Origin of the sequence: Kosakonia oryzendophytica (genome assembly GCF_900094925.1) — a bacterium.
Classification (GTDB): domain Bacteria; phylum Pseudomonadota; class Gammaproteobacteria; order Enterobacterales; family Enterobacteriaceae; genus Kosakonia; species Kosakonia oryzendophytica.
This window is the reverse complement of the sequence record NZ_FMAY01000008.1, coordinates 185,857-199,471: the sequence shown is the minus strand read 5'-3', so window position 1 is coordinate 199,471 and position 13,615 is coordinate 185,857. Positions and strand designations below refer to the sequence as shown.

Genomic DNA, 13,615 nt, shown 5'->3' with positions numbered 1-13,615 from the left:
CCGTATGGATCAATTTCATTTTATTCTCTATTTTAAACATTAACCCTAAAGAAAATTTCTACGCGGTCGATGGATATGGATATAGCTCCGAATACGGAACAGCCCCCCTGGTCGCCAGGTATTGAGGAAAAAATGAAAGCAGAGTCGCACCATAGTCGTCTTCCTTTGCATTTGGATCCGCTATCGGAGCGCAATGTGCTGGTTCCACCGTTTGTGAAAACCATCGCCGTTCGCTTGTGCTGGGCGTCTTCTGTGGATGAAGCTGAGGCTTACCGTCTGCTTTCCTTACCTTATTACCATGATGAAGTCACTGAAGATGACCGTGCCCAGCTGTGCGCACGTTTCCCGTTTATGGCCGCTTTACGTGCGCCAACGGCGATTGCCGATTATACGATTTCGCTGGTGACGGTCTGGTTGTTGATTGAAGAGATGTACCATCGCGGAACGGTGTTGCCGGACGATATCATGCGCGGCTTAATGCAAAAAACGACAACCATACCGGCGCATGATTGTCGTAAAGATGAGAAAGAGTCTGCTGCCTGTACTGATGAGCAGCGCTGATGGATCACGCCAGTACGTTGTTATCGATAATGTATCGTTCCATATAGCGGGCAATGGCGTTGCGCAGGATCTCATATTTCTTACGCATCGGGTCGCTGCGGTGGAAAATCAGCACCACTTTGCGTTTTGGCTCCGGACTCACACAGCGCAAATAGCGAATGTTTTCATTGCCCCCCTGTTGCTGGGTAGAAAGCAGCGGGAAGAATGAAACGCCACGGTTAAACGCCACGCCACGGCGCAGCGTTTCAAGGTGCATGGCGACAAAACGCGGATCGGGTTCCAGCTCGAACTGATAGCAATAACGCAGCACCTGGCTGTGCAGGCAGTTGCCGTCATCAATCATCAGGATCTTACTGTTTTTCAGATGCCCCATATCGATTTCACCCATTCGCGCCCACGGATGCTGTTGGCTTACGCCCAGTACGAGTGGTTCATCGAACAGCGGTAGCTCAACGTATTTGCTGGTATCTTTGTTAGAGGTCATGATCGCGCATTTAATGGCGTCGGACTCCAGCATGTTCAGCAACTGATTGGTTTGCGCTTCGTGAATTTCCAGTTCGATTTCCGGGAAGTTCTCGTGACATACCGAATTCAGATGAGAAAAGATATACGGCGCAAGTGTAGGGATAATGCCCACATCGAGCGTCTGCATCAGGCTCTGATAGTGACTGCTGCTGGCCATGTTTTTCAGCGCTTCGATCTCCCGCAACACCACCTGGGTTTGTTCGACCAGACGCAGGCCGGTCTGCGTGAAGCGGATCCTGCGTGTCGTACGCTCCAGTAGCTGCAAACCAAGCTCATTTTCCAGTTTACGCAACTGTGCGCTCAGCGTTGGCTGGCTGACATTACAGGCCTCCGCTGCACGTTGAAAATGTCGATGCTTGGCCAGCGCGACGAGATATTCAAGATTACGGATGTTCATTGTGATCCCCGGGGCGCAAGTTTCCGCTTGGTTGACGATCCGCGTGTAACAACGTGCTGTGTAAATGACGTGTTATTATTTTCAACTCTGTCATCAAGTCTCTCCCTCATGCTTGGACATGAGATGTGTGATTTTTATTATTCATTGTCATCCGGTTCGCGCCGCACCCTGTAGAGACGGAAACGACATAACGAACCGGTGTTCCTGTATTGCCAGGCCGGTTATCGGTCAATTCTAAAAGGCATCCTGCCTGTTTTCTGCGCATTCCTGCGTCAGAGACTGCACTGCTAAAACATCACTAAGGTGCGCGGGCCAACGTAACCGGCGCAAAACTGCGTATTGCTGGCGACGAAGCGCCGTTACTCTTTTTTTAATGTGACGGCAAATAACGACAGCATATGCAGTACGGACAAATAATATCCCTCTCCCGGACGAACGGACTTATCCATATGCTGGTAATCGCCCATCGTTAAATCACGCACCGCCAGGATGCCGCCAGACATCGAGTAATTCGCATGTCCTTCCCCGGAGACATCCACCCACGCGGGCGTTTCGCTTCGGGCATAATTTGCCCAAAAATGACGGAAATTATCCGTCGAATGTTGTTGCGTTTCGCTCAAGCTTAAGTACAGCGGGATGCGAATTGCGTCATAACTAAAACGTGCCGGCCAGTTATCGGCAGGTATGACTTCACCATTATTCTTGACAAAAATCCAGTCGCTGGGCAGTTGCGTTTTACCAAAACGCGCTTTATCGAGTAAATTCAGGCTCGATTTTTTCAGCTTCAGCCAAATATCATTATGCTGATGTTGCCAGAAACTATCCCAGGCTGGAAAGATAAAGTATGAAGGATTAATAATATAGCCATCATCTTTAGTAAATCCACTCAAACCTGGCAGCAGTAAAGTCTGTGTATCTTGTTCAATAATCAAACAATTGATTAGCGCTTCTTGAATATTTTCAGAGGCGGTCAGATAACTCTGGTCATGCCACTTATTCCCGGCCAGTAATAATGCCCAGGCAATAAGTGTATCGCCGTCGCTGGCATTATTATCGTCAGTCACTTTGTGTTGTTGCGGATCATAACGCCAGGCAAATAACCAAAGTGAAGGACGTAATAATGTATTACGCGTCCAGCGCCATATTTTCTCAAAACTGGCGGGATCATCGTTCATCACCGCCAATAACATGCCATATCCCTGACCTTCCGAATGGCTGATATCGCCATTTTCATGGTCAACTATGCGGCCATCCTGGCTCAGGTAGTTCTGTTTAAATAGCACCCAGTTGCCGTCCTGACTGCGGGCTGAAAAAGAGGTCATGGCCAGCGAAAGCAATAAGCACGACATGAGCCAGGTGGTCCTTAACATGAGATTTCCTGTTGTGAAGATATGGCAGTTAACCGGGTAAAACGCCGTCAGGCGTTAAACCACTTCTGCAATGCGGTCAACGACTTCAGCCACCGGCGATAACGTCAGTTCATGCTGCAACCAGTGGCGGAACGCCGGACCGGTAGCGTCATGACGCAGGCCGTACTCCACAAACGCTTTCATATAACCTATTTTGTCGCCGCAGTCGTGAGACTTACCGGTCAGGGCATAAGCCTCAACAGGCGAGCGTTCAAGCAACATCGCAATGGCATCGGTCAGTTGGATTTCGCCACCCGCGCCGATAGGGGTTTTGCGCAACAACGGCCAAATTTCTTTGGAAAGTACGTAACGACCAACCACCGCCATGTCTGACGGAGCCTCATCGGCGGCCGGTTTTTCTACCATTCCCTGCACCTGACCGAAGCGGCCTTCCGCTACGTTTACACCGCCGCAATCCACCACGCCGTAGCGGGAGACGTCTTCATGGTTAACGCGCTCGATCATCAACTGGCTGGCGCCGGTTGTGGTAAAGCGGTTGATCATCGCCGCCAGGTTATCTGAAGAGAGGTCGCACTGGCTATCGTCGATCAGCACATCCGGCAGCAATACGACAAAGTCGTTATCGCCAATCAGCGGTTCTGCGCACAGTACCGCATGACCCAGGCCTTTTGAGTGACCCTGACGCACATGCATAATGTTCATGCCTGTCGGGCAAATCGTACGAACTTCTTCCAGAAGCTGGTTTTTCACGCGAGATTCCAGCAATGACTCCAGTTCAAAAGAGGTATCGAAGTGGTTTTCGATGGCATTTTTGGACGAGTGGGTCACCAGCACGATTTCACGAATCCCGCAAGCGTAGCATTCCTGCACGATATACTGGATAAGCGGTTTATCCACAATCGGTAACATCTCTTTGGGAATAGCCTTGGTAGCCGGGAGCATACGTGTACCGAGGCCTGCCACTGGGATTACAGCCTTTAACATACTTATTTCCTCTGGGAAAAAACTATTGCTGTTTGTAGTCGTTAAAATATCAACACACAACGGTGTTAATAATGCTACCAGGCTCATTAATGCCTGGAACCTGATAATTAATAAAATCGTCACCGCCGCTCGCCTTAACCCGATAAAGGGCGGTGTCGGCAGCTTTTAATATTGATGAAAAATTCGGTCCGTGTTCAGGATAACTGGCAACACCAATACTGACCGATAATTCCACAGTTTGTTGCAGGTACTGCAAATACATTGGCTGACGAGTGGCCTCAACAATGGATTGCAACACGCCACGACCCATTGGTTCATCCACACCATCAATATAGGTCAGGGCAAACTCATCGCCGCCCAACCGTCCGAGTAACGTCGTGCGGGAAATACATTGCTTAACCCGGCTTATAAAGCAACGTAACACCTCATCTCCCGCCGCATGCCCCAGTTCGTCATTAATGGTTTTAAAATTGTCGAGATCGAGGATCGCCACGACAATCTGCGCGCCACGCGCATTCGCTGCACGAATTTTCTTACGGCTGCGAATATAATAACCCTGGCGGTTCAGGGTCTTGGTTAATGCATCGTTATGCGCACGGAAATGCAATTTTTCACGAATCGTCATATGTCGGGTAATATCAAAACCCAACAGAATAAATGCGAATATTTCACCGTTATCATCACGGCGCGGCATTAGTCTGGTGTCGAGCCATAGCCTCTCGCCGTTCTTTTTCTTCTGCGATATTTCCCCCTGCCAGTTATCACCGGTTTGCTGTGCGAGTTTAATGGCCATCGCCAGAGAGATGACGGTTGTCTCATCTTCGGACTGAAACAAAACCTGGCCAATCACTTCGTCATGGCTAAAACCGGTGAGCTGGTAGAAAAACGGGCTGGCGTAAATAATTCGCCCGTATGTATCGAGAACCAGTGAAACAAAGGCATTGTCCTCCATATGGTTAACTGTTTCGATTTCCAGTGTTCTTCCTGAAACCACGATCTCATTAAACATTATGGTCACCTGATTGTTGATATATGGTGGAAATGCCCTTGCGAAATTATTCGCCAATGGCGTAACGGAAAATCAGCACATCTTCAGTGGCGTTGTCTTTCCAGCGCACGGGCACCTGATTGCCTGCGCCCTGAGACACCAACCACTGGGAATAGGCACCTTCCAGCACATAGGCGCTGGCACGACGCCAGCCCGCTTCATCACGGTATTCCGGTGCATGCGGCCAGGCGCAATGCAGCAGAATCAGCTCGCGCTGGGCGGGCGCCATCTTCACGAAGCCCCAGTTAAACAGCTCCAGCACCCGGTTGATGCTCGCTTCCAGTTCGCTGACGGTGGCTGCGTTATCAATGGGATACCACTGGGCCATCATCTGACCAATACGTCTCAAGGCGTCGGGATCTTTATCGCCACGACCTTCGGTGTATTCGTTGAAGAACAGATACACCAGATCGTGCCAGCCAGCCTGATAGTTGCGTTGTAAATAAGTGTCCTGATTGCTAAACATCATGTATCCCACGGTTTATTTGTTTTGATCGACGTAATATTTGAAATAAAACAACGCTTTACCTTCGTTATAACTGCCGAAGGTGTCATACCCCAGGTTTGCACCCAGAGCCAGGTTGTCGCTGAGGTGGTAGCGCGCATCCACGCCCAATGTGTAACCAATGCCGTTTTTCGACGTGGCTTTGTAAACTGCATCCACGTCGTCATCGGAACTGGCGTAACTGTTTAACTGCGATTGCAGCGTGTTGTGGCCCGGGAAGTAGTTACTCTTATCCTGTTTATAGGATTGGTAACCCACGGAGCCGCTCAGCGTCATATCCCAGTCGTTGATATGGCGAGTCAGTGACACCGGCAACGAGACCGCCATAAAATCCTGCGGGCTGAAATAGCCGCCCTGGCCGAGCGTGTAATAGCTAAGGTTACGGTCAAAGTTCATGTAGTTGACGTTGACCCCGACCTTCATCTCGCTGTCGTTGGTGCGCCACGGGCGCAGGTAACTGCCCGCCAGCATGTTGACCGAGTGGTTCGTCGGCACGTTAGTACCAACCCAGGTATCAAAACCCAGGCGGGTATAGAGACCAACCAGGTCGTTATCCCACGCAAACTGCGCGGACACACCGTTACGGGTAATGCCCCCCCAACTTTCCCCGGTACTTTTATCTTTCACACCCACGTAAGAGAGCAGGCTGTCGGTGACCGCGCGGCGTTCCGCTTTCAGGTTCAGCGAGCTGTATTGCGTCAGTTTCGGTGTCCACTCCACGCCGCCGACTAAGCGGGTAAACTCGCCGCCGGTCGGCGTGCTGCCAACATCCAGCTTGTAGTTGTCGCCGCTCAGACTGAGGTTTGCCGCCACGCCGTTGGCCTGCTGGCTACCCTGGCTGGAGGCATTGGTCGAGGTCGCCGTGGTGCTGGTGCTGGCTGCGGCTTCCGCCAGTTTTGCCGCGTGCTCTAGCGCGCCGGAACCAAAGCGGTTGGCGGACTCTCCCGACATCTCGCCTGCGTTCAGTGCCGTTGGCGTGACGTTCAGGTTGATGCGCGTGCTGTCGCCCACCGCGCCGGAAAGGATCAGCGGCGACTGGATCTCATCTAATGCGCTCAGGCCTGATTCACCATCACGACTGCGCAGCGAGATACCCGCGCTGGTCCAGGTGGCGCTCTTCTCTTGCAAGTCGCGCATCATCGTATTGATGCCGCTCATGGCGGTTTGTTGCGCCTGGCGAGTCGGCGAAGGCAGCGACATGACTGAGCTCAATTCATCGCTGTCCTCCTCACCGCCTTGTTGCAGACGCCACTGCGCGGTGCGCAGCAGCGACATGGCACGCTGGTTCTCGCCGTTGGCTGCCGCTACACGTGCGGCAAGCAGCATATAATCCGCATCCTGACTGGGTTCCAGTGAAGCGAATGCCTTACGGGCATCTTCGTTATCACCTCGCGCCAGCGCCAGGTTAACAATCCCGGTCAGTGCCTGCTTATCGCGCGGGGATTTACGCAGCACGTACTGGTAGATCTCCGTGGCTTTCTCATCCATGTGATCGGCCTGATAAATGCGCGCGACGGATAACAGCAGATCGGTATTGGTCGGATTGGCCTGTAGCTCCGGCATCAGCAGGTTCCACGCTTTTCCAATCTGGCCTTTCTCTCGCAGACGATCCGCGCGAGCAATCAGGTTGCCGGTACGAATCGCATTGATCTCTTGCTGGCTGGCGCCATTTTGCAGCGCCGGTGCATTGAGAATACTCTCCGCTTCGGCAAACTGACCGGCCTGGTTTAGCACGCGGATCTGTCCTGCATAGTCCACTACGGAGCCGTGCAGCCCTTGCGCCTGACTATCACGCACCAGTTGTAGCGCGCCTGCGTTATCACCACTTTGCATCAACATCTCTGCAAGACGACCCACATCCACCGGTGTTTGCGGCGGGTTGCGTTTCAGCGCTTGCAAAGAGTTGCGTGCTGCCGTGGTATTACCCAGACGCAGGTAGTTACGCGCAACATCCAGTTGCTGGTTGAGTTGTACACGGGTGCTCAGTGCCGTCATATCGGCGCTATAGCTGCTGCGCGGCAGACGAGCCAGCAGGCTCTGTGCGCGTGACCAGTCGCTATCTTCAGCGGCATAAACGGCTGCGGCGTACAGGGCTTCTTTGTTGCTGCCGCCACGTTGCACCACGCCAGACATCAACGTGCTGGCTTGTTGCTTCTGCCCGGCTTTACGCAACGCCCGGGCATAATCCAGTTGCAGCCAGACGTTTTGCGGATATTTAGCGGATGCCGCTTGCAGGATTTGCATGGCGCGTGAGCTGTTCCCCTCCTGCAATGCCGCCTGTGCCGCTTTCCGTTCGTTATCGCCATTGTCCCCGACCGAGGCATAACGGGTACGCAGGTTAGCGGGCAAGGTGCGCAGCATGGCGTCGGCTTCCGCCTGTTTGTTTTGCTGTTTCAGTACCCACCACAATCCGGTACGGATGTCGGTATTCTGTGGGTGTCGCTCCAGTAACCGGCGGTAGACCTCTTCCGACTGCGGCAATTTGCCCTGACGGCGCAGGATGTCGGCGCGCAGCATATCGGCTGCTTGCTGTTGACTGGCGTCGTTAGTGGCGCTGCTGTCGAGACTGGCCAGGGCCTGATCGTAGCTGCCTTTCTGGCTCAGGTTTTTGGCCTGCGCCAGCGCACCGTAGTAACGGGCGTTGTCAGCATCTTTCGCCCACTGCACGCTGTTTGTGTTATTGGTGTCCTCTTGCGAGGCGCGGCGCAGATATTTTTCCGCATCGGCATAGTTATTCTGCCGTAATGCCACGTAACCCATCCCGGCCAGCGCATTGCCGTTGTTAGCGCGGTTTTGCAGCGCTTCGGCAAACTTATCCTTCGCATTGCCTAAGTCACCGCCATTCAGCGCATCGAAGCCCGCTTTGGTGGCATCGCCTTCCACGCTTTTGCGGTAGTGGTCCATCGGCGCGCTGTCTTCCGGGTGACGCTGTGCCCATGCGGTATACGCCGGAAGATCGGACGATTTCGCATCCAACCACAACAGGGCCTGTTGCAGAGCCTTATCGGCGTTTTTATCATCCGCCGCCAGGCTGCTGAGCTGATTGATCCCTTCCCGACGCGTTTGCTCCTGGTAGGTCAACGCCATCGCCAGCGCCGTTTTGGTTGGCACATCATCCGGCATAATGCTGGCGCGCTGGCGCATAGCCGCCACGGCTTCTGGCCAGGTGGCGCTGTCACCCGCCATCGTCTGGTAATACTCCAGTGCCACGTCATCTGGCGGTGGGTTGCCGTTAAAGAGCGCACGCCATGCGGCAATCGACTCTTTAATTTGTCCACGACGCGCCAGCTGGCGCGCGGCGTTGAGTTTGTCCTGCGGAATGTTGCGCAGGGTGTTCGCGCTGGTCAACGCATTCAGGCGCGGATCCTGTGGTGAGATATCAGCGATTTTTTTACGCCAAATCTCAGACTGCTGAACGTTGCCCTGTTGCAAGTGATAGAGCGCCATCAGGTACATAGCGTCGATATTTTTATCATCGGCGGCCAGCACTTTTTGCAGCGCTTCCATCGCCATATCGTCATGGGCTTTGCTGTGCCAGTAACTGGCTTGCGCCAACAGTTTTTTTACGGCTGTGTCATTCCCCGTCGCATCGGCGCTATCAGCCGCCGCAGCCGGGTGGCTGGCTCCCATCAGACACAGCAGGTAAAAAGCGTGCGTCAGTTGTTTACGCGTATTCATTTCTTCGTTTTATCCTGCAAGCGTTGACGCGCATGGCGCTGAAGCGAGTGAAACAACATTGGACCGGACACGGCGGCAATCAGGCAGGCAAGAACCACCAACCAGACAACATGCTCGCTCGTGAACCACAGTACGCGCAGATAGCCAGGCAGATTGCCGCTGACGAACTGTTCACCAACACGCCAACTGTGGACATCACCCGTATTGCTGACCGCGGTAAAATCGCCGCCGGCCGCAGACTGGAATGCCGGTTTAGTCATATCCTCAGACAGTTGCGCCAGTTGGTGGTTGTCCGTGGCCGTCGCCACGACCACCACGCGTTGCGGGTTCCACGGAGAGCGCATGCTCAACAGGCCGCGCCACTGGTTGTTGTCGCTGAGGTATTCCGCGGCTTCCCTGTCCGTCAGCGGCTGATTGCCGCTCAGCAGCGACAGCACACGTCCCACTGCACTGGTGGTGTTGACCTCAAGATTGTTGCCATTGAGCGTAAACGCGCTGCCTTGTAAAAGCGGGTTGAGCTGCTCGTTATTGCTCAGGTTGCCAATCGCCAGCACATCGCTATCGGTCAGTTGTTGCTGGGCGTCATCGTGCCCCGGCATGCCGGTATAGAGGTGCAGGAAATTGGCGGTGACGCCGGTATTACGGCCGGACTGCGCCATCAGATTGAGCAGCACTGTCGCTTCTTCCACTGTGGGATGCGCAGCCATCAACACCGTTGTGTGGGCCAGGTCGGCGTTACGCGTGAACGGGAACATCGCGCCACTGAACCAGGCCAGATTCGGCAGCTTGCCGTAGTGCCAGGAGCGGCTGAAATCAAGGGTCGAGTCCCCATCAATACGGCTCTGGATGTTTTCATCCGCCATGGCGTTACAGGGTGCATTTTTCTGTGCTTTCAGACCAAACCAGAAGCCCAGTTGGTTACTGCCGAGAATGGCGCGCGGATCGATATTCACCACGGCGCTTTGTTGACGTTGCGATAAACCCAGCATTGACATCACCGGCGCCAGTAGACCTTCTTTGCTTACCGGCAGTCGTTTCAGGAACTCGCCATTCAGGCTGACGTTCAGGAAAGACTCGTCGTCGTCAATCCAGTTTTTCTGCGCAAAGCTGTAATTAAGGCGCAGCGGTATGGCGGAGCCATCCCACATAAACAGGTCCGGCGCGGTGCGGAACGGCAAACGATTTTCGCCGTGCCAGACGCCGTGTGCGATCAACGCGCCGTCATCATTGAGTAATGAGCGAACCGTCACCGGGCGATCGGTGTTGATCCAGCGAGGAGCGTCATACGCTTCGCGTTGTACGATTTTCAGCGCCGGAACATCCAGTGTGTCACTATCTGGCAGGGCAGGTTGCGTCAGACGCCAGGCGGCCTGGCGGAGTTGCATTTCGTTATGTCCACTCACCACCAGCAGTTTGTAGGCCGGGTTTTGCGGGTTGTCGATAACTTGCAACGCTGCACCATTGCTTTGTGGGATCGTTACACCGCCAATCATTTGACCCGGTTTACCAATCAAAATGCCGTTGCCCGCAGGTAGCGCGTTGTACTGCACTTCGAAACGGCTTGGCCGACCGTTGCTCAGTGTGCCAAATTGTGAGGCGACAATGGCAGATGCCATCAGCACGTCGGCATCCGGGCTTTCCGGATAAGCGATGCTGACCGCCTGGTCTTTGGTTTGCTTCACGTCAAAGAACGGACGTGGGAACGTCCCCAGCGTTTTACGCACATTCAGCCAGAGCCCCTGATAATTTAGGGTCGATTCCGGTTGCAGTGTGACTTTGTAATCCGCAGGCAGCGGGCGCTGGCAGCTCCAGACGTTATTGATAATGTCGTCGCCGGTTTTCAACTGGAAGCTCAGGTTGTTACTGGAGGCGATCATCGACGCTGGCACATCCAGATTCCAGAAGCCTTTATCCTGTTGTAACTGATCCAGCGGGATCGCCCCCAGCGGTTGACCGTTGAGCATCAGTTGCAGGTTTTCACCGTTCACATCGCTACGGTTGACCTGCACATTAAGGCTGATATGCGCATCGGTGATCACCAGATCACCGGGCAGGTTAAAGGAGACGCCGTTTTGCAGTTGCATACCGGAGAGCGTCAGCCCACCGGTTGCGCCCATATCACCAAAACTGAGCGTGCTGGCGATGTTCTGATTACTGGCATTCGCTGGCGCAGGCGGCGGTGTCTGCGCCGAGGTTGAACCTTGCAACGTAACCGGCAGCGGCAGCTCAGGCAGCGCATCGCTGTCCGTCGAGAGCGCAAAGGCCGTGCCGTTTACTGAGCACACCAGCAGAGTGGCAAGTGCGATGGGGTTAAAGCGCATTGTTAACCTCTTTCTGTTTCTTCGCGACCGTGGCCATCTGGCTGTTAAACCCATTGGTGCGTTTTTTCGGGCCAAAGAACAGTTCATATACGCACTGCAAAATACCGATAAAGGAGATCAGCGGGCGATCAGGCGCATGCGGTGGACGGTACCAGGCGTCGGCGCGGGAGAGTACGACGCGCACCAACTTACGGCGTTCACTCAGCGGCAGCGTGTCAAACTCAAGGCGAATATCCCCCACGCCCATACCTGCTGCACGGATTGGCACATGGGCAATTTCACCACTGAGGCCCAGTTCGATTTGCACCGGGGTTTTGCGCGTCATATCTTCCCCTTTCACCAGCGCCACGCGTGCGCCGCCCATGGAGATGTCGAAGGTGCGGGTTTGCATCTGTGAACCGTCGGTAAAATGGATCGTCACCGGCAGACGGGCGAAGATTCGGATGGTTTTGCGGATTTGCTTGGTCTCTTTTGCAACGGCAATGGAGGCCAGCAAAATAATGGTACTGAAGGTACCCCATGCGATGTTGAACAGGATCACGCGCGGGTCGATACCGGCGTAGTCATGCATAAAGTAGCGTACGCCAACCCAAATCATGCTGCCGACCATCAGAATGGTCGTGATGATCAGCGGACGAACGGTATGGGCGTCAAAGTAGTTTTTGTCGGTCAGATCGCCTTTATCCGTCACGTTGAACTTACCTAAACGTGGTGAAATCAGGCTTAACAACGTTGGCAGGATCAGGTGGAACGCCATCACCGTCTCGTAGATTTCGCCCCAGAACGCATAGCGATAGCGCCCGGTGATCCGCGAGTTGACCATGGTGGAAAGCACCAGGTGTGGCAGCACATAGGCAAAAATCAACGTTGCCGACGAGGAGATAATGTTGAGGTTAAACAACATGAACACCAGCGGCGACGTCAGGAATATCACGCGTGGCAGACCATACTGGAAGTGCAGCATCGCATTGAGATAACAGAGGCGCTGCGTCAGCTTCAGGCCACGGCCCAGCAATGGGTTATCAATACGGAAGATCTGCGTCATACCACGCGCCCAGCGAATACGCTGGTTCACATGCAGCGCCAGACGTTCTGTGGCAAGGCCGGCAGCCAGAGGAATATCCAGGAACGCGGTGTTCCAGCCGCGACGCTGCAATTTGAGCGCGGTGTGCGCATCTTCGGTCACGGTTTCTACTGCAAATCCCCCCACTTCGTTCAGTGCAGCACGGCGGATCACCGCACAGGAGCCGCAGAAGAAGGTGGCGTTCCAGTTGTCGTTACCCTTTTGCACCGGGCCATAGAACAGCGCACCTTCGTGCGGAACGCGTTTCGCCGCCGTCAGGTTACGTTCAAACGGATCCTGGGAGTAGAAGTGGTGCGGAGTCTGGATGAGGGCCAGTTTGTCATCGCGGAAGAACTCGCCAATGGTAGCCTGCAGGAATACGCGGGTCGCCACGTGGTCGCAGTCGAACACGCAAATCAGCTCGCCATTGGTCACTGTCATCGCATGGTTGAGGTTACCGGCCTTAGCGTGGCTGTTATCCGGGCGCGTGATATAGCCGACCCCGGCTTCAGCAGCAAAGTCACGGAACTCATCGCGCTTGCCGTCGTCGAGAATATACACTTTGACTTTATCTTGTGGATATTCGATGCACTGCGCAGCAAGAACGGTATCGCGAACGACCTCGAGACTTTCATTATAAGAAGGAACATAAATATCGACGGTCGGCCATGTCGATTTATCCTGAGGTAACGGAGCAATAGGGCGTTCTAATGGCCAGGCCATTTGAATATAACCCAACAGCAAAATCGTCCACGAATAAATTTCAGCGGCAAACAGTAAACTACCCAGCAGCATTTCCAGCGTGGAGTCAAAATGCAGCGTCGTAGTTGCACGCCACCAGATATAACGCGTTGACATCAGCAATGAAAGTGTGAGCATTGCCAGTACGGCTTTCTTACCCTTTATTCGACCAAGAATGAGCACGGCTGCCATCACGCTAAGACCGAAGAGGTATTGCTTATCGCTGCCCATTGGGGTGATGATCACCAGCAGGGATAATGCTAACAACATCAGCGTGAATATAATTCCGATGATTTTTTTCATGTTTGTATCATCTTGCACAGAAAATAATAAAGGTACCCCGGCATAACAATGTTTCCGGTTACCTGTTAAAAATCATGACGCATTCTGCTGGCCATCAAATTAGTCATAGACCGATAGCA

The 13,615-nt window shown here is 53.7% G+C and carries 9 protein-coding genes; 1 reads left to right on the top strand and 8 read right to left on the bottom strand.

Translation table 11 applies throughout. From position 1 onward, the window contains the following. Positions 1–75: 75 nt before the first annotated feature. Positions 76–561 (top strand): hypothetical protein, encoded by a 486-nt coding sequence (locus GA0061071_RS15165; protein ID WP_245191431.1) that lies wholly within the window; start codon positions 76–78, stop codon positions 559–561. A gap of 4 nt (positions 562–565) precedes the next feature. On the opposite strand, the gene oxyR is transcribed toward GA0061071_RS15165, so the two are convergent. From oxyR to bcsA, 8 genes are all read right to left on the bottom strand, one after another. Next, entirely contained in the window at positions 566–1,483 is a 918-nt protein-coding gene (gene oxyR, locus GA0061071_RS15160) for a DNA-binding transcriptional regulator OxyR (protein ID WP_088237763.1), read from the bottom strand. Positions 1,484–1,842: 359 nt separating this feature from the next. Beyond that, positions 1,843–2,853 carry a family 8 glycosyl hydrolase gene (locus GA0061071_RS15155; RefSeq protein ID WP_088237764.1) on the bottom strand — a complete coding sequence of 337 codons (1,011 nt, stop codon included), beginning with the start codon at positions 2,851–2,853 and terminating at the stop codon, positions 1,843–1,845. Positions 2,854–2,907: 54 nt separating this feature from the next. Then, complete coding sequence (gene galU, locus GA0061071_RS15150) at positions 2,908–3,837, bottom strand: UTP--glucose-1-phosphate uridylyltransferase GalU (RefSeq protein WP_088237765.1); 930 nt, start codon at positions 3,835–3,837, stop codon at positions 2,908–2,910. Positions 3,838–3,886: 49 nt separating this feature from the next. Then, positions 3,887–4,846, bottom strand: coding sequence for a GGDEF domain-containing protein (locus tag GA0061071_RS15145; protein WP_088237766.1), 960 nt, complete (start codon positions 4,844–4,846; stop codon positions 3,887–3,889). A 46-nt stretch (positions 4,847–4,892) separates the two neighbouring features. Then, a complete protein-coding gene (gene bcsD / locus GA0061071_RS15140) occupies positions 4,893–5,354 on the bottom strand; it encodes a cellulose biosynthesis protein BcsD (protein WP_061493285.1) in 462 nt (153 codons plus the stop codon). 12 nt (positions 5,355–5,366) lie between these two features. Then, positions 5,367–9,068, bottom strand: a complete 3,702-nt coding sequence (locus GA0061071_RS15135; RefSeq protein ID WP_088237767.1) for a cellulose biosynthesis protein BcsC — start codon at positions 9,066–9,068, stop codon at positions 5,367–5,369. Continuing rightward, the gene (bcsB, locus tag GA0061071_RS15130) at positions 9,065–11,389 is read right to left on the bottom strand and encodes a cellulose biosynthesis cyclic di-GMP-binding regulatory protein BcsB (RefSeq protein WP_061493287.1); all 2,325 of its coding nucleotides are present in this window, start codon (positions 11,387–11,389) and stop codon (positions 9,065–9,067) included. The genes GA0061071_RS15135 and bcsB overlap by 4 nt, the downstream gene beginning before the upstream one ends. Continuing rightward, positions 11,379–13,496: a UDP-forming cellulose synthase catalytic subunit gene (gene bcsA, locus GA0061071_RS15125; RefSeq protein ID WP_088237768.1), complete on the bottom strand. Its 2,118-nt coding sequence runs from the start codon at positions 13,494–13,496 to the stop codon at positions 11,379–11,381. The genes bcsB and bcsA overlap by 11 nt, the downstream gene beginning before the upstream one ends. Positions 13,497–13,615: the final 119 nt, after the last annotated feature.

Bases quoted from the DNA above. Each gene is read 5' to 3' on its own strand.
- GA0061071_RS15155 (WP_088237764.1), bottom strand. From the start codon at position 2,853: ATGTTAAGGACCACCTGGCTCATGTCGTGCTTATTGCTTTCGCTGGCC.
- GA0061071_RS15145 (WP_088237766.1), bottom strand. From the start codon at position 4,846: ATGTTTAATGAGATCGTGGTTTCAGGAAGAACACTGGAAATCGAAACA.
- bcsB (WP_061493287.1), bottom strand. From the start codon at position 11,389: ATGCGCTTTAACCCCATCGCACTTGCCACTCTGCTGGTGTGCTCAGTA.
- galU (WP_088237765.1), bottom strand. From the start codon at position 3,837: ATGTTAAAGGCTGTAATCCCAGTGGCAGGCCTCGGTACACGTATGCTC.
- bcsD (WP_061493285.1), bottom strand. From the start codon at position 5,354: ATGATGTTTAGCAATCAGGACACTTATTTACAACGCAACTATCAGGCT.
- GA0061071_RS15165 (WP_245191431.1), top strand. From the start codon at position 76: ATGGATATAGCTCCGAATACGGAACAGCCCCCCTGGTCGCCAGGTATT.
- GA0061071_RS15135 (WP_088237767.1), bottom strand. From the start codon at position 9,068: ATGAATACGCGTAAACAACTGACGCACGCTTTTTACCTGCTGTGTCTG.
- oxyR (WP_088237763.1), bottom strand. From the start codon at position 1,483: ATGAACATCCGTAATCTTGAATATCTCGTCGCGCTGGCCAAGCATCGA.
- bcsA (WP_088237768.1), bottom strand. From the start codon at position 13,496: ATGAAAAAAATCATCGGAATTATATTCACGCTGATGTTGTTAGCATTA.